At 61.6% G+C, this 24,596-nt stretch carries 27 protein-coding genes and 1 tRNA gene; 18 read left to right on the forward strand and 10 right to left on the reverse strand.

Annotation, left to right across the window (positions count from 1 at the left end; genetic code table 11):
• From BB934_RS09555 to BB934_RS09595, 9 genes are all read left to right on the forward strand, one after another.
• Positions 1-2,601: a TIGR02302 family protein gene (locus tag BB934_RS09555; protein ID WP_099509417.1), complete on the forward strand. Its 2,601-nt coding sequence runs from the start codon at positions 1-3 to the stop codon at positions 2,599-2,601.
• Between the two features lie 246 nt (positions 2,602-2,847).
• Positions 2,848-3,039, forward strand: a complete 192-nt coding sequence (locus tag BB934_RS09560; RefSeq protein ID WP_099509418.1) for a twin transmembrane helix small protein — start codon at positions 2,848-2,850, stop codon at positions 3,037-3,039.
• A 151-nt stretch (positions 3,040-3,190) separates the two neighbouring features.
• The gene (locus BB934_RS09565) at positions 3,191-3,736 is read left to right on the forward strand and encodes an acyloxyacyl hydrolase (protein WP_237050230.1); all 546 of its coding nucleotides are present in this window, start codon (positions 3,191-3,193) and stop codon (positions 3,734-3,736) included.
• Between the two features lie 139 nt (positions 3,737-3,875).
• Positions 3,876-4,451, forward strand: coding sequence for a cob(I)yrinic acid a,c-diamide adenosyltransferase (locus BB934_RS09570; RefSeq protein WP_099509420.1), 576 nt, complete (start codon positions 3,876-3,878; stop codon positions 4,449-4,451).
• A gap of 102 nt (positions 4,452-4,553) precedes the next feature.
• Entirely contained in the window at positions 4,554-5,261 is a 708-nt protein-coding gene (locus tag BB934_RS09575; RefSeq protein ID WP_099509421.1) for a rhomboid family intramembrane serine protease, read from the forward strand.
• Positions 5,262-5,404: 143 nt separating this feature from the next.
• On the forward strand, positions 5,405-6,154 hold the full coding sequence (locus BB934_RS09580; protein WP_099509422.1) for an electron transfer flavoprotein subunit beta/FixA family protein: 750 nt from the start codon (positions 5,405-5,407) through the stop codon (positions 6,152-6,154).
• Between the two features lie 12 nt (positions 6,155-6,166).
• Positions 6,167-7,111 carry an electron transfer flavoprotein subunit alpha/FixB family protein gene (locus BB934_RS09585; protein WP_099509423.1) on the forward strand — a complete coding sequence of 315 codons (945 nt, stop codon included), beginning with the start codon at positions 6,167-6,169 and terminating at the stop codon, positions 7,109-7,111.
• A gap of 70 nt (positions 7,112-7,181) precedes the next feature.
• Positions 7,182-8,063, forward strand: coding sequence for a 3-hydroxybutyryl-CoA dehydrogenase (locus tag BB934_RS09590; protein ID WP_099509424.1), 882 nt, complete (start codon positions 7,182-7,184; stop codon positions 8,061-8,063).
• A gap of 233 nt (positions 8,064-8,296) precedes the next feature.
• Entirely contained in the window at positions 8,297-8,866 is a 570-nt protein-coding gene (locus tag BB934_RS09595) for an HNH endonuclease (RefSeq protein ID WP_162299152.1), read from the forward strand.
• A 27-nt stretch (positions 8,867-8,893) separates the two neighbouring features.
• Here the strand turns inward: BB934_RS09595 and BB934_RS09600 are convergent, their stop codons facing one another.
• The 3 genes from BB934_RS09600 to BB934_RS09610 form a co-directional block, all read right to left on the reverse strand.
• Positions 8,894-9,979, reverse strand: a complete 1,086-nt coding sequence (locus BB934_RS09600) for a D-TA family PLP-dependent enzyme (protein WP_099509426.1) — start codon at positions 9,977-9,979, stop codon at positions 8,894-8,896.
• Positions 9,980-10,070: 91 nt separating this feature from the next.
• A complete protein-coding gene (locus BB934_RS09605) occupies positions 10,071-10,571 on the reverse strand; it encodes a disulfide bond formation protein B (RefSeq protein ID WP_099509427.1) in 501 nt (166 codons plus the stop codon).
• A 10-nt stretch (positions 10,572-10,581) separates the two neighbouring features.
• Entirely contained in the window at positions 10,582-11,163 is a 582-nt protein-coding gene (locus BB934_RS09610) for a YqaA family protein (protein ID WP_099509428.1), read from the reverse strand.
• A 256-nt stretch (positions 11,164-11,419) separates the two neighbouring features.
• Here BB934_RS09610 and BB934_RS09615 point away from each other — a divergent pair.
• From BB934_RS09615 to BB934_RS09630, 4 genes are all read left to right on the forward strand, one after another.
• Positions 11,420-11,504 (forward strand) — tRNA-Leu (locus BB934_RS09615).
• 251 nt (positions 11,505-11,755) lie between these two features.
• Entirely contained in the window at positions 11,756-12,526 is a 771-nt protein-coding gene (locus BB934_RS09620) for a DnaB-like helicase N-terminal domain-containing protein (protein ID WP_237050231.1), read from the forward strand.
• 873 nt (positions 12,527-13,399) lie between these two features.
• Positions 13,400-13,642, forward strand: a complete 243-nt coding sequence (locus BB934_RS09625) for a hypothetical protein (RefSeq protein WP_157934105.1) — start codon at positions 13,400-13,402, stop codon at positions 13,640-13,642.
• Complete coding sequence (locus tag BB934_RS09630; protein WP_099509431.1) at positions 13,635-13,892, forward strand: WGR domain-containing protein; 258 nt, start codon at positions 13,635-13,637, stop codon at positions 13,890-13,892. Before BB934_RS09625 ends, BB934_RS09630 begins: the two co-directional genes overlap by 8 nt.
• A gap of 542 nt (positions 13,893-14,434) precedes the next feature.
• Here BB934_RS09630 and BB934_RS09640 read toward each other — a convergent pair.
• The 3 genes from BB934_RS09640 to BB934_RS09650 form a co-directional block, all read right to left on the reverse strand.
• A complete protein-coding gene (locus BB934_RS09640) occupies positions 14,435-14,914 on the reverse strand; it encodes a M41 family metallopeptidase (protein WP_099509433.1) in 480 nt (159 codons plus the stop codon).
• A gap of 79 nt (positions 14,915-14,993) precedes the next feature.
• Positions 14,994-15,212, reverse strand: coding sequence for a hypothetical protein (locus tag BB934_RS48390; RefSeq protein ID WP_099509434.1), 219 nt, complete (start codon positions 15,210-15,212; stop codon positions 14,994-14,996).
• A gap of 508 nt (positions 15,213-15,720) precedes the next feature.
• Complete coding sequence (locus tag BB934_RS09650; protein WP_237050232.1) at positions 15,721-16,125, reverse strand: helix-turn-helix domain-containing protein; 405 nt, start codon at positions 16,123-16,125, stop codon at positions 15,721-15,723.
• A gap of 247 nt (positions 16,126-16,372) precedes the next feature.
• On the opposite strand from BB934_RS09650, the gene BB934_RS09655 reads away from it, so the two are divergent.
• Positions 16,373-16,795 (forward strand): helix-turn-helix domain-containing protein, encoded by a 423-nt coding sequence (locus BB934_RS09655; RefSeq protein ID WP_237050233.1) that lies wholly within the window; start codon positions 16,373-16,375, stop codon positions 16,793-16,795.
• A gap of 123 nt (positions 16,796-16,918) precedes the next feature.
• Here the strand turns inward: BB934_RS09655 and BB934_RS50210 are convergent, their stop codons facing one another.
• Positions 16,919-17,041, reverse strand: a complete 123-nt coding sequence (locus tag BB934_RS50210) for a hypothetical protein (protein WP_257792371.1) — start codon at positions 17,039-17,041, stop codon at positions 16,919-16,921.
• Between the two features lie 178 nt (positions 17,042-17,219).
• On the opposite strand from BB934_RS50210, the gene BB934_RS09660 reads away from it, so the two are divergent.
• Both BB934_RS09660 and BB934_RS09665 read left to right on the forward strand, forming a co-directional pair.
• Positions 17,220-17,942, forward strand: a complete 723-nt coding sequence (locus BB934_RS09660) for a Crp/Fnr family transcriptional regulator (RefSeq protein ID WP_099509437.1) — start codon at positions 17,220-17,222, stop codon at positions 17,940-17,942.
• An 86-nt stretch (positions 17,943-18,028) separates the two neighbouring features.
• On the forward strand, positions 18,029-18,277 hold the full coding sequence (locus BB934_RS09665) for a DUF6894 family protein (RefSeq protein ID WP_099509438.1): 249 nt from the start codon (positions 18,029-18,031) through the stop codon (positions 18,275-18,277).
• A gap of 210 nt (positions 18,278-18,487) precedes the next feature.
• Here the strand turns inward: BB934_RS09665 and istB are convergent, their stop codons facing one another.
• Together istB and istA are read right to left on the reverse strand one after the other, a co-directional pair.
• The gene (gene istB / locus BB934_RS09670; RefSeq protein WP_099508287.1) at positions 18,488-19,255 is read right to left on the reverse strand and encodes an IS21-like element helper ATPase IstB; all 768 of its coding nucleotides are present in this window, start codon (positions 19,253-19,255) and stop codon (positions 18,488-18,490) included.
• Positions 19,252-20,739, reverse strand: a complete 1,488-nt coding sequence (istA, locus tag BB934_RS09675) for an IS21 family transposase (RefSeq protein ID WP_157933989.1) — start codon at positions 20,737-20,739, stop codon at positions 19,252-19,254. Before istA ends, istB begins: the two co-directional genes overlap by 4 nt.
• 1,093 nt (positions 20,740-21,832) lie before the next feature.
• On the opposite strand from istA, the gene BB934_RS09690 reads away from it, so the two are divergent.
• Positions 21,833-22,816 (forward strand): IS481 family transposase, encoded by a 984-nt coding sequence (locus BB934_RS09690; RefSeq protein WP_099509441.1) that lies wholly within the window; start codon positions 21,833-21,835, stop codon positions 22,814-22,816.
• Between the two features lie 166 nt (positions 22,817-22,982).
• Here the strand turns inward: BB934_RS09690 and BB934_RS09695 are convergent, their stop codons facing one another.
• Entirely contained in the window at positions 22,983-23,495 is a 513-nt protein-coding gene (locus BB934_RS09695; protein ID WP_099509442.1) for a hypothetical protein, read from the reverse strand.
• Between the two features lie 841 nt (positions 23,496-24,336).
• On the opposite strand from BB934_RS09695, the gene BB934_RS09700 reads away from it, so the two are divergent.
• Positions 24,337-24,564 carry a WGR domain-containing protein gene (locus BB934_RS09700; protein WP_099509443.1) on the forward strand — a complete coding sequence of 76 codons (228 nt, stop codon included), beginning with the start codon at positions 24,337-24,339 and terminating at the stop codon, positions 24,562-24,564.
• The last annotated feature ends 32 nt before the right edge of the window (positions 24,565-24,596 follow it).

The following is a 24,596-nucleotide window of genomic DNA, read 5'->3' on the forward strand; positions in this document are numbered from 1 at the left end:
ATGAGCGAAGGCCAGAACCCGACGCCTGGACGCAGCCACCCGAACCAGCGGTTCGGGCGTCTGGTGTCCCATGCCCGCTGGTCCCTCTGGTGGGAGGAGGCGTGGCCCCGCCTCTGGCTGCCGCTCGCCATCGTCCTCGCGTTCTTCACCCTGTCCTGGCTCGGCCTCTGGCTCGACGCCTCGCCCCTGTGGCGCACCATCGGCCTGGGGCTTTTCACCACCGCCCTGCTGCTTTCGCTCTGGCCGCTCGCGTGCCTGCGCCTGCCGAGCCGGACACGGGCCCTCGATCGGCTCGACCGGGAGACCGGCCTCACCACCGGGCCTGCCCGCGTCCTCGACGATACCCTCGCCCTCGGCTCGGCCGATCCCGGCACCCGGGCGCTCTGGGCCCTCCACCGCAAGCGGGCCGAGGACGCAATCGGCCGCATGCGCGTCGGCCTGCCGCAGCCGAACATGCCCAGGCGCGACCGCTATGCCCTGCGCGCGGCAGGTATCCTCGCCCTGGTGACCAGCGCCTTCGTGGCCGGACCCGAAATCGGCTCGCGCCTCGCTGCGGCCTTCGACTGGCGCCATGTCGAAACCGCCTCCCCGTCCTTCCGCATCGACGGCTGGATCGACCCGCCGCTCTATACCCGCACGCCGCCGCTCATGATCGACCTCGCCCGCGGCCAGAACCTGCGGGCCCCGATCCATTCGACCGTGGTCATCCGCATCGCGGGCGAAGGCAGCGCGGAGATCAAGCCGGGCAAGGGGCTGACGCCGCTGCCGCCCAAGGCCAACCAGCGCGCCGACATGCGCGAGGAGCGCTACCAGCTCGACGGCTCGAGCGAGCTCACCGTCAGCACCGGCTTCGCCAACAGCGTCACGCTCACCATCGACGCCATTCCCGACCGGCTGCCGGAGATCGCCTTCACCCTGCCGCCCGAGGTCAATGCGCGCGGCACCTTCACCTTGAGCTACAAGGGCAAGGACGATTACGGCATCGCTTCCCTCGACGGCATCGTCGAGAAGGCCGACAACAGCAAGGGCCGCTCCCTCGTTCCCGCACCCCAGCTCACGCTCGCTCTCCCGAGCCACGAGGAGAACGCGCCGGACACCAAGTCTCCGGTCGATCTCACGAACCACGCCTGGGCCGGGGCGCCGGTGACGATCCGGCTCAAGGCCAAGGACGAGGCCGGCCAGGAGGCGACGAGCGAAGCGATCAACTTCACCCTGCCGCAGCGCCCCTTCACCAATCCCCTTGCCAAGGCGCTGGTGGAGCAGCGGCGCAAGCTCGTGCTTGCCCCAGACGACCGCAAGCGCGTGCAGGTCGCGCTCGACGCGCTGCTGATCGCGCCGGAAACCTACACGCCGCAATGGGGCGTGTTCATGGGTCTGCGCGCCGGCACGGAGCGCCTGCGCGTCGCCAGGACGGACCAGGACCTGCTCGATGTGGCCGACTGGCTCTGGGCCATGGCATTGCAGATCGAGGACGGCGGCCTCTCCGACGCGGAACGCGAACTGCGCGCGGCCCAGGACCGGCTGAAGGAGGCCATCGACAGGGGCGCTACGGATGACGAGATCCGGCGTCTCATGGAAGAACTGCGGATGGCGATGGACAAGTTCCTGCGCGAATTCGCCCAGCGCATGCAGCAGAACCAGCAATCGCAGAACCAGAACCAGCGCACGCCGGACCGAACCATCTCGCAGGACGATCTCAACCGCATGCTGCGCCAGATGGAAGACGCCATGCGCCGCGGCGACTTGGCTGAGGCCCAGCGCCTGCTCGAGCAGCTGCGCAACATCCTCGAGAACCTGCAGACCGCGCAGCCGAACAACCGCATGACCGATCCGCTCGGGCGCGAGATGAATCAGGCCATGCAGGACATGGAGGACATGGCGCGCGAGCAGCAGAATCTGCGCGACGAGACTTTCCGCGACGGCCAGAACCGGCGCATGCAGCAGGGCGACCGCAACGGGCAGCGCCAGCAGGGCCAGCGCCAGGGCCAGAGGCAGCAGGGTCAGCGCCAGCAGGGCCAGCAAGGGCAGCAGGGCGACGGCCAGGAGCAGGCCGAGAACGGCCAGGGCGGCCAGGAGCAGGATCCGCTCGGCCTAAAGCAGCGGCAGCAGGCCCTCCGCGAACGGCTGCAAGAGCTGCAGCGGCGGATGGAAGGCATGGGCATGCAGGGCGAGCAGGGCCTGGGCGATGCCGAACAGGCCATGCGCGAGGCCGAAGGCGCCCTGGGCCAGGGCCAGGACGGCCCGGCTGTCGATGCGCAAGGGAGGGCGCTCGAAAGTCTGCGCCGCGGCATGCAGGGCATGGCCCAGCAGATGCAGCAAATGCAGCAGGGCGACGGCCAGGGGAACGAGCAGGCCGGCGATCAGCCCGGCCAGGGCAACCCCCAGGGCAACCAGCAGGCCGGCCAGCGCGACAACGATCCCCTGGGACGCCCCGTGCGCAACAGGGATTATTCCGACGGTCGCGTGGAAGTGCCGGGCGCCAATGCGTCACCTGCGCAGAGAGCCCAGCGGATCCTTGAAGAATTGCGGCGCAAGCTGGGCGATCTCAGCCGTCCACAGGAAGAGCTCGACTACTTCGAACGTCTCCTGCGCCGGAACTGAACGCAGCGGTAGCTGATACCGTAACGTCAGCGAACCTCTTGCCTCCGCGATGGGTTCGGGCCACGGTCGCCCGGATGTTTGGTGCATCGTGCGGACCCAGAGGGCGCGTCAGCGACCCGAAGGGCCACGTCAGTGAAAAGTGGATCCGGTTTTCCGCCCTCGACGATGCGCCCATTTAATGGGAAGCATCGAATTGATCCCAAAAGTGGATTCCACTTTTGAGTCCGATGCTCTAGTGGATTCGAGATGAATCGTTTCGTTGATTTGCTTGTCCCGATTGCGGTCGTTGCGGTCGCGTTCGTGCTGCTTCTGGGCCTGGTCAACATGCTGCGCGGCGGTAATGCCAATCGGTCGCAGCACCTGATGAGACTGCGTGTCCTGCTTCAGTTTATCGCCATCATCGTGATCATGGGCGTTATCTGGTGGAGAGCGGTTTAGGCACCCCCGTATTGACACTTTTTCGCCACGGTCTGTATTAAGAGAACGTTAGCCATAAAGGCCTAGCCTGGCGGCGTGAATTTTTTATTGAGTTACGGATCTCTTAATGCGTGTCAGTCCAGCCATAGGCATGAGCCTTATGATCCTTTTGATGGGATCATCGGGTGTCCTGGGCTCCGACTTCAAGCGGCAAACGAATTCCTCCCCAACGTCAACCTCACCGAGCTTCCTGTCGGAATTCCGTTTTGGATTGTCCGCTCAGGATCCCTGGGGCGCGGGAGGGCGTGACGGCTCCGCCAATCTTACCGGCGAAATCCTTTTTGCGAAGCCGTTTACCGCGTCGGACCTTTTCACAAGCTACTTCATTCCTCGCCCCCATGTGGGCGGCAGCCTGAATTTCGACGGACAGACGAGCTTTGCCTATGCTGGCCTGTCCTGGACCATCGACGTGACGCCTGATGTTTTCGTCGAGGGCAGCCTCGGCGGTGCCGTGCATAACGGCAAGGACCATCTCCTGGCCGATCGACAGCAGCTCGGCTGCTCGCCGCTGTTTCGCGAATCGGGCTCGGTGGGCGTGCGGCTGTCGGCCAATTGGAGCCTGCTGGCCACTATCGAGCACCTGTCGGATGCCGGAACCTGCTCGGACGAGAATAGAGGCTTGACGAATGTCGGTGCGCGGGTTGGGTATTCGTTCTAGCGCATCGTGCGGAAAAGTGGACCCGGTTTTCCGCGCCAAACGATGCGCTACTTAAGGGATTGAGCATCGAATCGATCCCAAAAGTGGTGTCCACTTTTGGGTCCGATGCTCTAACTGAACCCCAAAATCCGGGCGCGTCATGGTCGTTCTGAACCGCATCTATACCCGCACCGGCGATACAGGCACCACCGCCCTCGCCGCCGGCGGGCGCCGTCCGAAATACGATCTTCGCGTCGAGGCCTATGGCACGGTCGATGAGACCAATGCCTGCATCGGGCTGGTCCGGCTTCACACGAACGGCCACGAGATCGATGCGATGCTCGGCCGCATCCAGAACGATCTGTTCGATCTCGGCGCCGACCTCTCCACCGTCGAGACGGGCAAGCCCCTGCCCTACGAGCCCTTGCGCATCACGCAAGGACAGGTGGATCGCCTCGAGCAGGAAATCGACCGGCTGAACGCAGAGCTGTCGGTGCTGCGTTCCTTCGTGCTCCCCGGCGGAACGCCCGCCGCCGCCGCGCTTCATCTTGCCCGCACGATCTGCCGTCGTGCGGAGCGCCATGTGGTCGAACTCATGGAGAAGCCGGAGGAGAAGGTTTCTCCTGAGACCGTAAAATATCTGAACCGCCTGTCCGATTTTCTCTTCGTCGCATCACGTTACGTCAATGATAAGGGTGCGCTCGACGTTCTCTGGGTGCCTGGGCAGAACCGCTAGGGCATCGCGCGAAACCGGAGTATTGCGTCAGCCAAGGTGAGGAGCATCGGATGCTCCCAAAAGCGGATTTCACTTTTGGGTCCGATGCCTTAGGAGGGGACGATGTTTCTGCCGCTTCACGACGGTGTTCCCCTCAAGAACATGAAGACGCCGCTCGCGACGCGATGTCTGATCGCCCTGTGCATCGTCGTCTATGGCCTCACCTTCTACGGTCCCCTCGGCGAGGATGAGATGGTGGGCGGTCTCGCCTTCATCCCATCGGTCCTGTTCGGCACCGAGGTGCTGCCGGACGGTTATCCCTTCGTGCCGGTGGAGCTGACGCTCGCGACCAACATCTTCCTGCACAGCTCCCTGTTCCACCTCATCGGCAACATGCTGTTTCTCTGGGTGTTCGGCGACAATGTGGAGGATGCCATGGGGCATCTCCGTTTCGTCGCTTTCTTCCTGCTTTGCGGCATCGCCGCGAGCCTCGCCCATGCCTTCATCACGCCCGAACCCCATCGCCCCCTCATCGGGGCGTCAGGCGGCGTGTCGGGCGTGGTGGCGGCCTATCTCATTCTCTATCCGCGCGTGAAGATCTGGGGCCTCTTCCTGAAAGGCATCCCGCTGCATCTTCCCGCCTATTGGACGATCGGGTTCTGGTTCGCGCTCCAATTCATCTCCGCTTTCCTCGGCGGGGACGACAGCGTCGGCTGGTTCGCGCATCTTGGCGGCTTCGTCGTGGGCGCTATTCTCACACCCCTCATGCGGCGGCGCTACGATCCCGTGCTCGCGCGCGCCCAGGCGCAGGAGTTGCAGGCGCCGCGCTGACGATCAGGGTTCGACCATCGTGCCCCAAAAGTAGATTCCCCTTTGCGGCTCGATGCTCTAGGGTCCCGTCCACCTTTTTCCTATATGTCCGGAGGGCTGATTTTGGGCCATATCCGGATCCGACCTTTGGTGAGGACAGACGAATGAAGCTTCTGGTCTGTGTGAAGCGTGTTGTGGACTACAACGTGAAGATCCGTGTGAAGGGCGACGGGAGCGGGGTCGAACTGGCCAACGTCAAGATGTCGATGAACCCGTTCGACGAGATCGCCGTCGAGGAGGCGGTGCGCCTGAAGGAACAGGGCAAGGCCACCGAGATCGTCGCCGTCTCCATCGGCCCGCAACAGGCGGGCGAGACCCTTCGCACGGCGCTCGCCATGGGGGCCGACCGCGGCATCCTGGTCAAGACCGACGCTGTCGTCGAGCCGCTGGCGGTGGCCAAGATCCTGGCCCAGGTGGTCGCGCAGGAGAAGCCCGACCTCGTCATCATGGGCAAGCAGGCCATCGACGACGATGCCAACCAGACCGGCCAGATGCTGGCCGCCCTGCTCGGCTGGCCGCAGGGCACGTTCGCCTTCAAGGTCGCTGTCGGCGAGGGCTCCATCGACGTCACCCGCGAGGTCGATGGTGGGCTGCAGACGGTGGCCTTGAAGCTGCCGGCCATCGTCACCACGGACCTGCGCCTCAACGAGCCGCGCTATGCCAGCTTGCCCAACATCATGAAGGCCAAGAAGAAGCCGCTCGACGAGACGAGCCCGGAGACGCTCGGCGTCGACGTGGCCCCGCGCCTGAAGGTGCTCAAGACCGCCGAGCCCGGCGGGCGCAAGGCCGGCGTCAAGGTGGCGTCGGTGGCCGAACTGGTCCAGAAGCTCAAAGTCGAAGCCGGCGTGCTCTAAGGAGATCCAACGATGACCACCCTGCTGATCGCCGAGCACGACAACGCTCACCTGAAGGATGCCACCCACAAGGCGCTCTCCGCCGCCACGGCGCTCGGTGCGCCGGTGCATGTGCTGGTCGCCGGCGCCAACGCCAAGGCGGCCGCGGAAGCCGCATCGAAGCTCGCGGGCGTGGAGAAGGTGCTCCTCGCCGACAGCGCTCCTTACGAGCACCAGCTCGCCGAGCCGGTTGCGGCGCTGATCGTGTCGCTGGCGGGCTCCTACGACGCCCTGGTGGCGCCGGCGACCACCACCGGCAAGAACGTGATGCCGCGCGTCGCCGCGCTGCTCGACGTGATGCAGGTCTCCGACATCACCAAGGTGGTCTCGCCCGACACCTTCGAGCGGCCGATCTATGCCGGCAACGCCATCCAGACGGTGCAGGCAACCGACGCCAAGAAGGTGATCACCGTGCGCACCGCCGCCTTCCCGGCAGCGGCCGAGGGCGGCTCGGCTGCCATCGAGACGGTGAATGCGGCCGACGATCCGGGCACATCGTCCTTCAAGGGCGAGGAGATCGCGCAATCCGACCGGCCCGAGCTGACCTCGGCCCGGATCATCATTTCGGGCGGACGCTCGCTCGGAAGCTCCGAGAACTTCACCAAGTACATCGAGCCGATCGCCGACAAGCTCGGGGCGGCGATGGGCGCTTCCCGCGCGGCGGTGGATGCCGGCTATGCGCCGAACGACTGGCAGGTCGGCCAGACCGGCAAGGTGGTGGCGCCCGATCTCTACATCGCGGTCGGGATTTCAGGGGCCATTCAGCATCTGGCCGGCATGAAGGATTCCAAGGTGATCGTGGCCATCAACAAGGATGAGGAGGCCCCGATCTTCCAGGTGGCCGATTACGGCCTCGTCGGCGACCTCTTCACAATCCTCCCGGAACTGAAGGAGGAGTTGACCAAAGCCGGTCAATAAGGTCAGGAATAGTAACGAGCCGGGCATCTTCCGCCCGGCCGTTCTCGTAGAGGATGCAGGCAGCAGATCGATGGGCATAGAGATCAAAACGGTTGGCGTCGTCGGCTCGGGACAGATGGGCAGCGGCATTGCCCATGTCTGTTCGCTCGCAGGATTCAACGTCCGGCTCAACGATCTCTCCGAAGATCGCATCAATGCCGGCCTTGCCACGATCAACGGCAACATGGCCCGGCAGGTCTCGAAAGGGGCCATCACCGATGGCGACCGGCAGGCGGCGCTCGCGCTGATCAAGCCGGCCCTGACCTACGACGATCTCTCGACCTGTGACCTCGTCATCGAGGCGGCGACCGAGAACGAGGAGGTCAAGCGCAGGATCTTCACTAATCTCTGCCCGTCCCTGCGCCCGGATGCGATGGTCGCCACCAACACGTCCTCGATCTCGATCACGCGGCTCGCCGCGGCCACCGACCGGCCCGAGAAGTTCATCGGTATCCATTTCATGAACCCGGTGCCGGTGATGCAGCTCGTCGAGCTGATCCGCGGCATCGCCACCGACGACCCGACCTACGAATCTTCCAAGGAATTCATCGCCAAGCTCGGCAAGACCTCCACCGTCTCCGAGGATTTCCCGGCCTTCATCGTCAACCGCATCCTGCTGCCGATGATCAACGAGGCGATCTACACCCTCTATGAGGGGGTTGGCTCGGTCGAGGCCATCGACACCGCCATGCGGCTCGGCGCCAACCATCCCATGGGTCCCCTCCAGCTGGCGGATTTCATCGGCCTCGACACCTGCCTGTCGATCATGCAGGTGCTGCACGAGGGTCTGGCCGATTCGAAGTACCGCCCCTGCCCTCTGCTGGTGAAATACGTGGAGGCCGGCTGGCTTGGACGGAAGACCAAGCGCGGCTTCTACGATTATCGCGGCGAGAAGCCGGTTCCGACCCGCTAGATCTTCCCAAAGGACAGCGCTGCGGTTGCATCCACATCCCTGTGGGTGCGTCACAAACGTTCCCCCGGCGATCTTCACAACAGCGTCACACTGCCTATAGTCTACTCGGACGGGATACGACCCTTCTCTTGTCCTGCGCGCCACTGCTTTGGCTGCGCCGGCCAGGAAGAAAAGCATCGAATGAAACCCAGGAGCGGTGTTCGCTTTCGGGTCCGATGCTCTGAGGAGGTGAGGTGACGATACACGTCCAGCCTGTTGTGCGACCCGAGGCCTGTCCGGCTCTCGTGCTCAATGCCGATTACCGGCCGTTGAGCTACTACCCCTTGTCCATCTGGTGCTGGCAGGATGCGATCAAGGCGGTCTTCCTCGACCGGGTCAACATCGTCTCCGAATACGACAAGGTCGTGCGAAGTCCGACCTTCGAGATCCGCCTCCCCTCGGTCATCTCCTTAAAAACCTACGTCAAACCGTCTCGGCATCCCGCCTTCACCCGCTTCAACGTCTTCCTGCGCGACCGCTTCAGCTGCCAATATTGCGGAGACCGCGAAGACCTCACCTTCGATCACGTCGTTCCCCGCTCCAAGGGCGGGCAGACCACCTGGGAAAACGTCGTCGCCGCCTGTGCGCCGTGCAACCTCAGGAAGGGGGACAAGCTGCCCCGCGAGGTGGAAATGTGGCCTCGGCAGAGCCCCTTCGCCCCCACCGTCCACGATCTCCATTCCAACGGCCGCCTCTTTCCGCCCAATTACCTCCACGACAGCTGGATGGACTATCTCTACTGGGACAGCGAGCTCGAGCCATAAAAGCCCCCGCAGCGTACGCCGCCTTGATCAGGTCAGCCTGCCCCTTGCCGCGACCGGCAATTCGCCGACGATCCTGTCTCCCCGCACGGTGACCAGACGATCCACCATGTTGACCACCACGCAGACATGGTTCGGCACGATGCGCACCACGTCGCCGATGCTGGGCCGGTCGTTGCAGGCGGAGAGATCGAGAAAGCCGTGCTCTTCCGCGAAACGGGCGATCCTGGCCTGGGGATGCTCGAGAATGAGGCCATGCCCGTCGAGGCCGCCTCCCGTGTCGCTGGTCAGGGTCTTGGAGCCGGAATCGAGAATGCCCCGCTCTGGGCCGGCCCGGCTGACCACAGTCGCATAGACCGTAAGCGCGCAATCCTCCAGCCCGGCGACGCCGGCTGCCAGCATCATGCGATCGTTGAACACCGAAGTGCCGGCCCGATGCTCGGTTGCGCCTTTGATTTTGCCGAGATTGCGCAGGTTGGGCGTGCCGCCCGTCGAGACGATGCGCGGCTCGAGCCCGAACTCCCTGATTCCGGCGGTGGCCTTGTCGAGGAAGGCCTGCGTCTCGGCCGTGGCGTCCTCCGGCGGATACAGCATGAAGCCGGCAAAGGAGAGCCCGGGACGGGAGGCAATGTCCCTCGCGAGCGCAACGGCCTCCGCGACCGTCTCGACCCCGGCTCGCTTGCGCCCGGTATCGCACTCGACGACCACATCGAGATCGCGTCCGGCGATGGCGGCTGCCTCGGGCAGCCCCGCGACCACGACGGGGTTGTCGGCCGCCACGGTGACTTTCACCTGGGACAGCAACCGGCCGAGGCGGGCCATCTTCTCCTCGCCGAGGAGGTTGTAGGCGATGAGGATGTCGTCTTGGCCGCCCTCGGCCATGATCTCGGCTTCGCCCAGCTTCTGGCAGGTGATGCCGCGGGCGCCCGCATCGCGCTGCATGGCGGCGATGACCGGGCTCTTGTGCGTCTTGATATGCGGCCTGTTGGCGATGCCGGCTGCATCGCACAGGGCCTGCACCCGCGCGATGTTGCGCTCGACCACGTCGAGATCGATCACGACCGCCGGCGTCCCGAATTGCCGCGCGACCTCGTTTTTGAGAGCCTCGATGCTCATGATGATCCCCCGTTCCTGTTCAGATTGAAGCTAATGAAGCCGCCTCGGCCGACGCAAGTCCTGCCGACGATCCGGAAGCCCTGCAAATACCTCAGCGGCCGACGTAAAAGCCCTTCCGGGATGCCGCTAGGGCAGCAAAAGCCGCGAGCCCGAGCGAGATCAGCACGTTCCAGCCCGCCAGCGACAGGCCGAGGAAGCGCCAGGCCGCTTCCGTGCAGCTGACGACGCGGGTGGTCTGCAGCTGGTTCATGAAATCGCCCACGCTGCCTGCCGCGGCACCCGACCCGCCGCCGCAATCGCTCGGGCCTGCGAAGAAGCCCCATTCGACGCCGGAATGATAGGCGCCGAGCCCCGCGCTCACGATGAAGGTGAGCGGCAGGAGCCAGAGCCAGATCCTGGCCCAGCGCGGCGGCAGGAGAGCGGCGGCAAGGCCGAGGGGAATGGCGAGGTAATAGGGATTGCGCTGCATGAGGCAGAGCTTGCAGGGCACGTAGCCGAAGACATGCTCGAAGACGAGCGCGCCGCCGATGGTAGCCGCAGCCCCGAGGGCGACGGCGAGAGCCGCTTGGCGCATGGTCAGTGCGAGACGCATCGCTCTCTCCTCAGAAAAGGTAGCGGAACGCCACGAACCCGCCGATGAAGGCGGCGATGGCCAAACCTGCCACCAGGTTGAAGTTGTTGTCGATGATCGACTTGATGCGCGGGCCGAACTTGCTCATCAGCAGGGCGATGATGAAGAAGCGCGCGCCGCGCGTCAGGATCGAGAGGATTATGAACCAGCCCAGGTGATAGCCGGCAAAGCCCGACGTGATGGTCACGAGCTTGTAGGGGATCGGGGTCAGGCCTTTGAGCAGGATCACCCAATGGCCGTATTCCGCATAAGCGTGCCGGAACGTCTCCGCGCCCTCAGACAGTCCGTAGAGCTGGAACAGCCAGGCGCCGATGGAATCGTAGAGTCCCAAGCCGATGAAATAACCCAGGATGCCTCCGATCACCGAGGCGATCGTGCAGATCAGGGCATACGACCAGGCCTTGTCGGGCCGCGCCAGCATCATCGGGACGAGCATCACATCCGGCGGCACCGGAAAGAACGAGCTTTCCGAAAACGACACCAGCGCCAGCGCATAGGGGGCCGAGGGTCGCGCCGCGAGGGAGAGGGTCCAGTCGTAAAGGCGTCTGAGCATGGAAGTCCGCAGGTTCGGGTCCGGATGGGGCCGCGCCCCGGCTCCTTTGAGCACAAGGCGTCCCGAAAGGCGAGAGGCCCGCCTTGCGGCCTAGCGCATCGTGCGGACCCAGAGGGCCGCGTCAGCGACCTGAAGGGCCACGTCAGTGAAAAGTGGATCCGGTTTTCCGCACCTAACGATGCGCCAGGCAAGAGAAGAAGCATCGCATCTCCCTCATTGACCGGCCTTTACCCGGCATGGTAGGTCGCACCTCCTTGCCCCTGTGGCGGAATTGGTAGACGCGCTCGACTCAAAATCGAGTTCCGCAAGGAGTGCTGGTTCGATCCCGGCCAGGGGCACCATATTGATTTCGTTGATGAATTTGGCTCCATTGTGTGGAGCCTTTTTCATATCTGCGATTCCATGTCGGCACCATGTCGGCACGCGAGCGAAAATGGATCGTAAGGCGCAAGAGCTGCGGCTGCCGTTTTGCGGTACTACTTCCATCCGGGTAGCATGTGCAGCCCGGAGGACGAATTGCACAAAACGAAAGACGCAGGCTCTGATCATGCCGTTACACACGCTCCATCATGTCTGTGGGCATTCGCGTGAGTTGGACGTCAATGGCTCCCTTGATGGCAGGGTCCTCGCGAAGCTCCGGCTGTATGAGGAGAGGCTTTGCCCAGCATGCTGGAAGGTAGAGCGGGACCAAGCTCATAAGGAAGTCAACAGTTCACTGCCGCCTCTCCAGGGCACTGAGAAGCAGGTAGCGTGGGCCTTGCAAATCCGGGCTGATGCGGTGATCGAACTCTTGAAAGCAAAATCAGAGTATCGCCATGATGAAATTAGATCCCTGGTCTTGGAGGACTTCCACCAGGAAGCCATCAAGGAATGCTCGGCGAGCAGGTGGATCCGCAATCGACACGCCTCATTCGTCGATCAGGCATGGCGCTATCATTCAGGCAGAGAGCCATACTATCGGTTCATAGCTGAAGGCCACATCGAGAGTGAGGCTGAAATCCTCGTAAGGCAGTATCAGGAAGTCGGAACGGAGTTCTTCAATATCGAAGCTGAACAAGGCATTCTTGGAGCAATGCTCGTAAACAATGATGTATGCGATGCCGTGTTCTTCCTTAAGCCAGAACATTTTATAGAAGACCTCCACAAGAGGCTGTTTGCAGTGATGGAAGCGTTGTTTAACGCAGGAAAGATAGTGACAACTTCACTTCTTGGGCATTTCTTGGGAAACCGGGATCTAGGCGGCATCACAGTATCTCAATATCTAGATGTGCTCGTTGAAAAGGCGCCAGACATCTCCGATGTCAAGCGACTGGCCCTGACAATTTATGCCCTGTCCAAATGCCGTTCGCAGATGGAAGCGTAAGAACCGAGAACCCAAGCATACGAGTTTCGCTCGGTTGGAATTTGCGCCATTGCGGCAGCATCTCACTGCGAATATTCGCAGTGAGGGCTCTGGGGGTCCCCGCGTATATCACTGTCGTTTCCGACAGTGAGCGTAGCCTGGGAATTTCCCTGATTATGAACGGGTCGAAAATTCGACCGGTTGGAAAGCGCCTTCAGATCTGAGGGTGACCTCACTGTGGCTCCCTTTCACGGTAGGCCATCTTCTTTCGATCAAACCACCCCCCTCATTAAAAAGAAAAGCCCCGCCTGGGGCAATCCAGATGAGGCTCGCTCAGGACCGATCCGACGATCAGCCTGCAAAGTGTCCTAAGCAGTTATGAACGGAGAATTCTTTATCGAAAGAAAATGCCGTCTCAGGCTCGCCACTCACGATGGATCGCTGGCGGGGGCGATGGTGGAGGGTCCCGATTGGCGCCTTGCTCAGGGAAATGATTCAAGAGCGCGGCGGCGATGGGGGCAAGCTTGATAAGAATTTCCCACCAGCGTAACTCAGTGGCTTTGGGCTTTGACCTAGTCTCAGGTCTCTTTCTCGGAGTGTTTGGCCTCTTATCCTTTCGTTTCGACATAACACAACCTCCTTAGCAGGGTGGGGAGGTCACACACTTGAGGCAGGCTTTTGCCCTAAAATCCGCTTGGCAAGTGTATGCTCCTGACCCTGCATGGCCTGTAGAGGGTGCCGCTGCGTGCACGCCGCGTTATGCCTCTCTGTCCAAAAAGCGGTCGAGCGCTTCCCGAGTGCGGAGCAGTGGCAGGCTCAGGATGGTTCGCACTTGATCTGGTTGAGAGAATTGGCAGATGGCACGATCAGGCCTTCATTGCCTTCGATCCTGACATGCGTTTCCCCCGGTTCAATCCGACTGACGGCGACGAGATCATCGGCACCGTCGCCCTGGTCGAGCGCGGCCCCGATGCCGGTCTTTGGCGATGGTCCATGACGGTATCGCTGCCCGGCTCGGCCTATCGTCTGCCGACCAGGGGCACCGAGGCGGACAGGAGCACGGCAACCACGCGCATGATCGAGACATACCGGCACTATCTCTCGACGCGACCGCAGCAATATCCGCGCCGTGCCTGACGACCTCCGCTCCCCCATCAAGCACCACCTGGTGCTGCACCGGATCGACCCGGAGCAGGGGATCCGGCGCTTTTACGCCCTCATGATCGAGCGGGATCTGTTCGGGATCGTGCGCCTGGTGCGCAATTGGGGCCGGATCGGCACGACCGGGCAGGAGCTGGTCGAGGTTTTCGACGACGAGCTCAGGGCCGGGGAGGCGCTCGAGGCGGTCGCCCGGGCCAAGCGGCGACGCGGGTACAGGGATTTATGACAGCTACCCGCAAGATCGGTGTGGGAAGACGGGGCTCGTCTTCGAATTCGAAGACGAGTTTACGAAGCAAGCTAACAAAATCTGAGACATTGAGGCGAGCGCCCCCCATGAAGAAGGTTCTTATACCAGTCGTAAGTATTGCTCTATCAGGATGCGCAACTACAGCCGCTCCGAATTTGATCAATGGAAACTACTACATGGCAGGAGATCCAAGCTGCGTTAGAGCCAATTGGACCGGCAATGATAGTAGAATTACCTGCCTAGACGCAGAGAATAAACCAACTGGCTACAGAAATCCTATGACAGCCCAAGACATACAGATATATCAAATGCAAAAGATGTACGAGCTTCAGGCTTCTCAACAATTCCTGCAGCAAGCTCAGTCATATCAGCCCTATCAACCAACTTATCAATACACTCCGCCACAAGTTATGCCGATAACTCCGCTTGGGGGTGGAACTGTTAAATGCATAAGTACGGGTTTCTATACTAACTGTAGATATTAATTAAACCGAGGTATTTTAAGTCTCTCGTGTCTGAACTTAGGCCGGCTCCTTGCTCGACAGCTGAGGGAATAACCGAGCGAACTCGCCCTCAAGGATCTCGCTTCGGCAGAGGAGTTCGTCCGCGACCTTGCCGACCATGTCTACGTGGCCGGCGATCAGCTTTTCCGCACGGTTACGACCTGCGCGGCGGAGCGTGTCGCCGAAGGCCTCGTCCTCGGGAAAAGCGCGCTGCGTGAGGTTGAAAACGCGTATCTCGTCGCCAAGGGTTTCCACGTCGTGAATGACCTCAACACCGCTGCACTCGGCTCCGTACTCGCCACCCATGGCGACGGCGATCTGATCGACCAAGGAGAGATCGTCGGGGATCGCAACGTCAGCCTTTCCGTTGCTGTCGTCGATGATGCGCACCCACCCGACCTCAAGGCCGAGGGCCCAGCCGACAACGGCATGGCCCGCCTCGTGGAAGGCGGTGCGGCGGCGGGCGCGAAGATCCGGGGCGAGGTCAGGTTCGATCATGCACCCCGCTTACAGCTTTGCGCATGGTCCGGCCAGCCCGGCGCTCTCGCAGCGGTGGCAAGAGTGCCGGGTTAGGCTCTTACTTCACGATCCTCGGGTTGTCGTCGAGTAGAAATTTCCAATCGTCAGAAGAGTCCGGATCTGGAATGTTCGGATCGCACTTGGTCGAAAAGGTTATCTCTGTGCCCGCGGCGACAACATCGATCTCCACATCCCACTCGTAGGAGGCATTAGTCCGCATCATCTTACCGCTCGCCCTCTTCGTAGTGCGGGCCTCCTCGATGGTGAGACCAGGCACGGGAGGTAGGCGCTTTGCCACCTCAACCAGACAAACTTTCCGCCCAATCTCTTCTGACCGAGGGGCCTGTCCGCAGCCAAGGCTCCAGCACAGAGGAGCGAAAAAGTGGCAACAAGGCAAATCCGGCTCAACGGTAAATCTCCGACAAGATGATAATCTTTGTCCCTCATAACCTATCGGGCGTGAGCAGCCATTGATCTTTGGATCTACCTCTGTGAGCCCGTCACGCACAGGGCCAAGCATGTCGCATAACGCGCAGTATGGAACAGGCGCTGGCGCAGTAGGCATGGCTCGCCCAAACAAGTCATTGGCGCATGACAGCAAGGCGGATGGAAGCTTTTCCCGCTAATACCCGTCCCGGCGCGTAGGGGCAATTGCGGGCCGAGGGTCGCGAACATGGCCATAAGACCGGGCGCGGCCCTTTTTATTGCCTCGCGCGTGAAAACTGGCCGCGCGATTTCGCATAAACCGCAGTATGGAATGGTCGATCGCCTCGACGAAGCCAGCTTTAAGGTCGGCGACGCCGTGACCGTCCTTTGCGCGCGCGATGACTGCTGCGCCAGACCGACGGGGGCTGACCCGCCCAGCGCCGGAAGGCGCGGGTAAAGGCGCTGGCCTCGGAGTAGTTCAGGATTTCAGCAATCTGGCTGAGCGTCAGGTCCGTCTCGGCGAGCAGCGTGCAGGCAATCACGCAGCGGACCTCGTTGGTCACCTGCCGAAATGTGCGGCCTTCGGCTTTCAGGTACCGGTACAGGGTCCGGCGGGACACCGCGTAGAGGCTGGCGGCCATGTCAGACGTAAAAGTATTCCGGATGAGTTTGACCCGAAGCGAGCGCTGCACCTCCTCGGTGAGCGGGCGTCGGCCACGACGTGATTGGGGCAGGCCTGCCCTGCCGGGGGACAGCATTTCCATCGCATCAGTCTAGCGCGGCTGGAGGGTCGTGCTTGATCGCTTGGGACAGCCTTGTGACCGTTTGGGACGCCGCGGCTGGCCCTCCATTCCCGCGACGTCATTTGCAGAATGCCCGTTTATGAAAACAGCCTTGAGGCCGCGCGGCTGACCTGAAATGGTACCGATTGAGCGCAATGCGCTCCCCTTGCAAGTACCACAATCTCGGCCGACCATCATCCGGCCAGGGACGCTCGTCCCAGGAGGGATCATGACGACCCACTTGCTTGTGTCCATGCCTGCGCTGGCCGCTGAGCCAGAGCCTGGGGCAGATCCCCTGCTGGAGGAGCAGATCAAGCAAATGAAGGGCGGCCCGGGATCCGAATGGGCGGGCGACATCCGGCGGTTGCTCTGTACGTGGTTGACGAGCCATCGCTGTTCGGCGGACGCCATGGCCGATCTGCTGGCGATGAGCCGCCGCACCTTCGACCGCCGCCTGAAGAGCCGCGGCACCAGCTACAGGGCACTTGCAAACGAGATCCGGTTCGAGGTTGCCTGTCGTCTGCTCAAGGATACCGAGATGTCGCTCATCCAGATTGCGGCGGCTCTTGGCTATTCCGAGGCCAGCGCCTTCACCCGCGCTTTCCGGGGCTGGTCCGGCCAGGCGCCAAGCGCGTGGCGAGCCGCCCACTAAAGTGGCAAGAGCATCGCTTCGCGCGGAACAGGCCGAGGAGTTCGCCACCGTGGATGAAGCCGGCCAATCGCTTGAAGCAATCGCTAGGACCAAGCGCCGGCGCGGGTATGGTGACCTATGAGGCTAGCTCTTCCATGACCAAGCCAGCAAGGCCAGGAAGCCCACAGCGAACACCACCCAAGCCCACCAAGGCAGGATGCCGATCACCTCAGCCATTCCGTGCCAGAACGCAGAAAACTCGGCCATGGGTGCCCCGCTGTTTGCAGGACCTTAGCCGGAGGTCGAGGCGAACGGAAAGATTGCAGCCGCGCAACTTCCGATAACGTTTATGAAACTGGGATAGGGCCAAGCTTAGCCCTGTTCGTCAACCCGTGGCATTTGGACTAAGCTGATCATCGTCTCCAACTCTTCCTCGGGAAAGCACATGGCAGCCGCCGCTTTGATCCGGAAGCTTGAGCAATACGACCGCATCTCAGATGCCGAGCGACAGGTGTTGGAGCAAGCCGTCGTCCGGCAAAGGGCTGTGGCCAAGGGAGAGGACTTGGTACGCGAGGGGGATCGTCCGTCGGAGAGCCTCCTCCTCATCACCGGCTTTGCCGCTCGCCACAACATCCTGCGGAATGGCAAGCGCCAGATCACAGCCCTGCATGTGCCTGGTGACTTCGTTGACCTACACAGCTTCCTGATCAAGACGATGGACCACGGCGTCATGGCCATCACACCCTGCACGCTCGGCGTGGTGCCCCACGAGACCTTGCGCGCCATCACAGAAACCCAGCCTCACCTGACCCGTTTGCTTGCATTGCACATTGCCGTCGATGCGGCCATCCACCGTCAATGGCTCGTCTCCATTGGGCGCCAGTCCGCCCGGGAGCACGCCGCCCAACTGCTCTGCGAGTTGTTTCTCCGCCTTCAGGCGGTTGGGCTCACCGAAGGCTCCGGATTCAAGCTTCCCCTCACCCAGGCTGAGCTGGGCGATACTCTTGGGCTCTCCACTGTTCACGTCAATCGAATCCTCCAGGGATTACGGAAGGAAGGTCTGATCACCTGGCAAGGAGAAACGGTGGTCATTGAGGATTGGCCACGTCTGCAAGAGACGGCTGAGTTTGACCCAACCTTCCTGTGCCTGAAAAGCGAGCCACGCTAGCAGAGCGACAGCCTTATATTTCCTTGGCAAGGGCCGAACAATCAACCCTCGCCCGAGTTTGTAGGCACCAGACGCGGGAGAGAGCAGTGCCTCGGTTCTATTTCGACGTGCGGGAAGGAGCGCGCTTCATCCCTGATGAGGAAGGCCTTGAGCTTGAGAGCTTGGACGCCGCCGAGCGGGAGGCGGCTGTAAGCGCGGTTGACATCGGGCGGAGCCAGCTTCCGCACGGCAAGGTTCGTGAGATCACGGTCGAGGTCAACGATGAAAACGGCCTCGGGCTGATCGCCGCGACCACCTCTTTAACGGTGCTCCGGACGATCCGTACGCTCGCGTGAAAGCGGCTGCCCAATTTCGGGTAAAACACAGTATGGAACCGCACTCCACTAGACTAAATCGCCATCGTTATTCTCTCACTAGTGTCAACGGCGGTTCAAAAGTCGACCACGGGGCGGCGCAAAACTGGGCCAGTGGCGGGCGCGCTGACCACATAGCTGGCGCGTGCCATGGCGCATTGGCCCCCTGGGCCAATTGTCATCGGGTTGATTTCAGGACGATGTTTGCCGTTTGCGCGATCGGCTATGAGCAAGACGGTAGCTCTCGCCGTTCATCTCGAGGATGCTGACATGGTGGGTCAGTCGGTCGAGAAGTGCGCCCGTAAGGCGTTCTGAGCCAAGGGTCTCGGTCCATTCGTCAAAGGGCAGATTGCTGGTTATGAGGGTGGCGCCGCGTTCGTAGCGTCGCGAGATCAGCTCGAACAGCAGCTCCGCCCCGGTCTTCGAGAGGGGCACGAAGCCCAGTTCGTCGATGATCAGCAGCTTGTATCCGGCCATCTGCCTCTGGAGACGAAGCAGGCGGCGCTCGTCACGGGCCTCCATCATCTCGCTGACCAGGGCAGAGGCTGTGGTGAAGCCGACGGACAGTCCCCTTTGGCAGGCGGCCAGCCCGAGCCCCAGGGCGATATGGGTCTTGCCGGTGCCGGAGGGGCCGAGGGCAATGACATTCTCGCGCCGCTCGATCCACTCGCCACGCGCCAGCTCTAGGACCTGCATCTTGTTCAGTCTCGGGATGGCGGCGAAGTCGAAGCTGTCGAGGCTTTTGACGGCCGGGAACTTCGCGGTCTTGATGCGCCGCTCGACCATCCGCCGCTCGCGGTCGATCAGCTCCATCTCCACGAGCCGGGCCAAGAAGCGGACATGGTCAAGCCCCTCGGTGGCGCATTGGCGGGCCAGCTTCTGGTGCTCGCGCAGGAATGTGGGCAGTTTGAGCGCCTTGAGGTGGTGGGCGAGCAAAATCTCGGGAGCTTCAGCGCTCATGCGGCATCCTCCGAGATCAGGCACATATAGGCCGCCGCCGATGTCTTCTCGACCCTGGCTTTCGGCAGATAGGGGTAAACATCGAGGTCCAGCCGCGGCGGTCTGCGCTCCACCCGGCACAGGACCAGATGCTTGACCGCATCGAAGCCGATCGCCCCCATCTGCAGGGCCTGCTTCACCGCAGCATGGAGATCCGGGAGATTGAAGAGTTCCAGCAGCCGCAGCACCTGCACATATTCGCGCCGGCCCTGCTTGTTCATGCGGACTTCCATCAAGCCGCGCAAGGTCGCGAACTCCTCGGGCAGGTCCCATCCCTGCAAAGGAGCGGCCTGATCGAGTGCGTTGATCTTGTTCTCGATCAACGGGAGGTAATGTAGCGGATTAAAGATCACCTCTTCCCGCTCGTAGCTGCGGGGATGGCGCGCAATGACCTCGCTGCGGCAGCCGATCACCACCTCGTCGACATAGCCCCGGATCCAGACATCCTGATGGCCCCAGGCCACGGGCACCGAGTAGTCGTTGGTCTTGTAGCGCACGAGCGACTGCGATGAGACGCGCCCGCTGGCCTGATCGCAGGCCTCAAATGGCGAGGCCGGCAGGGGACGCATGGCCGCGGTATCCCGCTGCAGGCGCTGGCCGATCGTCTCGGCCGGCCCCCGCAGCTTGTCATCCTGCCGCTTGCGGCATTGCCCCTCCAGCCAGGTGTTGAAGGTCTCCCAGCTCGGGAAGTTCGGGATTGGCACCATGAAGTTGCGACGGGAATAACCGACGAGGCCCTCCACATTCCCTTTGTCGTTCCCCTTGCCCGGACGACCGTAGCGATCCCGGATCACGTAGTGCGACAGGAAACCACTGAACAACGCCGCCCGCTTGCGCGTCCCGTCCGGCAGGATCTTTGCCACCAGGCAGCGGTCATTGTCATAGAGCACCGACTGCGGCACCGCACCGAAGAAGGCAAAGGCCTGGATGTGGCCGTCCACCCAGGCCTCAGACACAGCCGCGGGATAGGCCCGGACGAAACACGCATCGCTGTGCGGAAGATCAAGCACGAAGAAATGCGCTTTCTGCTCCACCCCGCCGATCACGACCACCGCCTCCCCGAAGTCGGCCTGCGCATGGCCGGGTGGGTGCGACAGCGGCACAAACATCTCCTGGCATCGCCGCTCGCGCTCGCGGATGTAGTCTTTGATCGTCGTATAGCCGCCGGTGAACCCATGCTCCTCCCGGAGCCGGTCAAACACCCGCTTCGCCGTATGGCGTTGCTTGCGGTGAACCGACCGATCGCCCTCCAGCCAGGCATCGATGATCGGGACGAACGTTTCCAGCTTCGGGCGCCGGACAGGAGCATGACGCCGATAGCCGGGCGGCTCCGCATAGGCCATCATCTTGCGAACGCTGTCGCGCGATATGTTGAAATGCTTCGCCGCCTCGCGCTGGCTCATGCCTTCAGAGCACGCCAGCCGAACCTTCCGGTAAAGTTCCACGGTGAAAATCCCCCAGCCCTCCCTGCAACCGGCAGAAAGGGAATAGGTGGACGACTTTTGCGCCGCCCGCAGCGGGTCTATCCCGCCGCTACCGTGGTCAAATTTTGCACCGCCGTTCTCACTCACTAGACTAAATCGCTAGTGTTACCCCTTTCTTTTCCTAAGATCATAAGTCTAACATCTGGGATGTTATCACTTTCTTTGAGTATGATCCTTTCATCGACCGTAGCGTATCAATGGTTCCAAAGGATTTTGGGTGCCTCAGAACGAACAAGAGTTGACTGAAAGGGAATACTATCTTCTCGGCAGCCTTGCGGAGCCGCCTTCTCGAAACAGGGACTTGCATAAATATACTGCCGAGGCGGAGAGGCTTATCCAGCGAGGATATCTGAAGAGGGGGCAATTCGACGTATACACGATCACCCCCAAGGGCCTCGCGGCTTGGCAAGCCTACCGCTTCACGGATTCCTAAGCTGGGTGCGAATTTCGCATAAGCCGCAGTATGGAACGTGCTTGGAGCGGATTAACGAACGCGGCTTCGAAGAGAGAACAGTGCAACTTACCGACTCGAGGTGGAAATTCCGAGTAGTTCGAATGATTTACTATATGGAATTGGCCTGAAATCCGCCTAGAAATCCGCCTAGCTTGCGCCGTGGCGTAAAGGTGCGCCGCTTATCCCTACAGGGGAGCCACGGATATGTGCACAAGGATTTTAGCCGCACTTGTTGTTTGCCTAGCCGCCTCAACGCCAGTCATTGCCGGCGAAATCAAGGGGACCGGCGAGTATATTATGCAACGCGAAGAGGCAGGCAGGTCGGATTGCAAATACTCCGGCTTGAACGATGAATTTTACGACGTGGGTGGGCCGGAATATGATCCAGAAGCCCCGCGAGTGCAGTCCTTTGGCCAGCTCGTACGGCAGGGCCTCAAAAACGTCTTCCCGAGTCCAGGTGACGCCTGCAACCCGAACTAACCCAACGGGTAGCTGTTTGGTAGCGGAACGTTGTTGGGATCGGGTGCGTTACGCAATTGAGGAGTACACTTGGCGCTTCGATGGCCTGCGACGCCGAGCCCCTCGTCGAAGGAGGACGTGATGCACTCCCTTCATCCGCAAGCCCGCACCACCCCAGCCGTTCGCCAGGAGATCGCCCGCTCGCGCGAGCCCACCGGCGTGCTGGCCCAGCGCTTCAGCGTCAGCACCGAGACCGTCCGCAAGTGGCGCAAACGTGGGGCGCAGGACTGCCAGGACCATAGCAGCCGGCCGCACAAGCTGCCCTGGAAAGCCACGGAGGAAGAGCGCGCCATCGTCTGCGCCCTGCGCCAGGCCACCGGCTTTCCGCTCGACGACATCACCTTCATCGTCACGCACTTCCTGCCACATCTCAACCGCGATGCCGTCTACCGCATCCTCAAGGCTGAGGGCTTGGGACGCCTGCCGGCGCAGCAGCACAAGCGGAAGAGCGGCACCTTCAAGGACTACGATCTCGGCTTCGTGCATATGGACATCAAGCACCTGCCCAAGCTGCAGACCGCAAATGGCGAGCGCCGCAAGCGCTTCCTGTATGTCGCCATCGACCGTTGCTCACGCTGGGTGCATCTCGCCGTCAAGGACGACGAACTGGCCACCAGCGCGATCGCCTTCCTGAATGAGGCGGTGCGTGCCTTCCCGTTCAAGATCACGCACGTGCTCACCGACCGCGGCTCCTGCTTCACCGCCGACGGCTTCGAGGACGCCTGCCGCAAACTGAAGGTGGAGCACCGCAGGACCAAGCCGTACACGCCGCAAACCAATGGCCTTGTGGAGCGCTTCAACGGGCGGGTGCAGCGCGAGGTGCTGGGCATTACGATCTACAGCCACCGGGATCTGGAGACGCTGCTCAAGGGCTTCAACCAAGCCTATAACCAGAGACGCCAACGCGTGTTGAAGGGACGATCCCCCGAGCAGGTGGTGCACAGCCGCTTGGCCGCCGAGCCGAAGCGGGCCAACCGGCGCTACAAGCCGCCCGATTCAGACGCTTTGTCGCCAGCCCTCAGGGTCGTCGCTCGCGCCAAGGAGGTCTCGCATCCAGACAGGTAGCCTCTCCAGCGACTACTTATAGATCACTTCCGAAGCCCGCTTGGCACTGCCAAGCGGGCTTTCTCCTGCGCATGTGGGAGTACGTAATTTCGCATAACGCCCAGTATGGAACGCGATTGGAAGGTTTCGGAGCGTATTCCCGGCGCTTTATGGAACCCTGCCGCGCCTATTCAGTAAAAGTGGCTCCCGCAAGCGCCTCGGCGCGCGCACGATTACTGAGATAAACTTGCCGCGGGCGGAGCTTGTGAAGATAGAGCGCAAGGGCCGTCAAACCGAGGAGCAACCCGAAGAAAGCACCAGGGCCGGCGTCGTTTTGTGAGCCTCGAAAGGCGACCATCAGGAGCGCCCCTGCCCCAGCCGCGAGGACGATCGTCAGCACCCACCATCCAAAAAGTTTCCGCTGCGTTGTGCCCGCCGCCGCTTTGGGGAGCTTATGCTCGGCCTTTGCTTTGGGGAAACTATGCTCCGCCGTTGCCGCTTTGGAGACATCCTGCTCCGCCTTTAAAGGCCTGATTTCCGACTCTCTGGCGGAGCGCTGATTATCGCTTAACACGCTCCGGAGCCTGTAGCCGAACTCTCCATCGTCCTCCGGCAAGAGGCGGATGATCTCATAGACGACAGGATTGGAAGTATGACCGGTCACGTGGACCTGTTCGCCCACGGAGTATCTGTGTCCCATGTAAGCCCCCTCTTTAACAATCGTTGAGCGACATCGACCCGCGAGCCGTGTGGCCTCTGAATTATGGCGAACGCACCTTAAATCGCGTTCATTAACAGTGGCTTCCCCGAGGGATTTTAAGTCCCTTGCGTCTACCTGGGTGGCCACGACCACTGGTTCAGATCCCTAAGGTCTCAGTGACGTTCTTCAGCATACGATCCAGTAACGTCGAAGCGCTGAGACGGCTCCTGCAGGCCATTCGGCAGGGCCGAGCGTGAGGGCTGGACAGTGCTAAAGTACGACCCTCGTAACCCGGATCATGTGTTTCGGGCATGTAACCGTTGTAACCGCTGTAACCGCAATAATTTCAATCATTTAGCAGTTACAAGCTTTTGTAACTCTTGTAACCAGCGACTGTATTGCAATGACCCGTTCTGATTAAGACATTGCAATCGAAGATAAATCCCATTTGGAGAGACGTTGTGCCGTAATGAGGTAACTGCCTGCCGGCGTTTTCTTTGCGTATTTACGCCAGGGATCAGTTCCATTCGGCATCGGCAAACCGCCTGTCTGACAGCCATTCACCGAACCACGCTATTAGGTCGGGGCGGGTCCAACGCCCTTTAGATAGCTGAACGGGGTTACCAGCCGAACCGCGTGGCCATGATTTCAGCATAGCCCGCAACGGCTGCTGCAGTAATTCCGTCCGCAATCGCTTCTAAAGGGGCGGCAGGCATCACAAGTCACCAGAATGCAGCCGTTCCAATTATAGCGACCAGAACATGGATGACGATCAGCATTCGAGCCGTCATTGTTGGCAGTGTCCCGACTGTAATGCACCTTGCTCGAGAAGAGCTAGCACATGCTTGCCCATCCCCAAAGGCGCCATGACGACTATAGCGGGCAAGGCTTTTTCTCCCTTATGATCGAGCGAGATCTATTCGGGATCGTGCGCCTGATGCGCAACTGGGGCCGGATCGGCACCAACGGCCGCGAAATAGCGCCGGAATACCCGAGCGAGATCGAAGCCGGCCAAGCCCTTGAGGATCTCGCCCGGCTCAAGCGGCGACGGGGGTATCTAGATTTGTGAAAAGTCAAAGCTTTGCGCTAGGTTGAAGCATA

The sequence above is a fragment of the Microvirga ossetica genome (assembly GCF_002741015.1).
GTDB classification, from domain to species: domain Bacteria; phylum Pseudomonadota; class Alphaproteobacteria; order Rhizobiales; family Beijerinckiaceae; genus Microvirga; species Microvirga ossetica.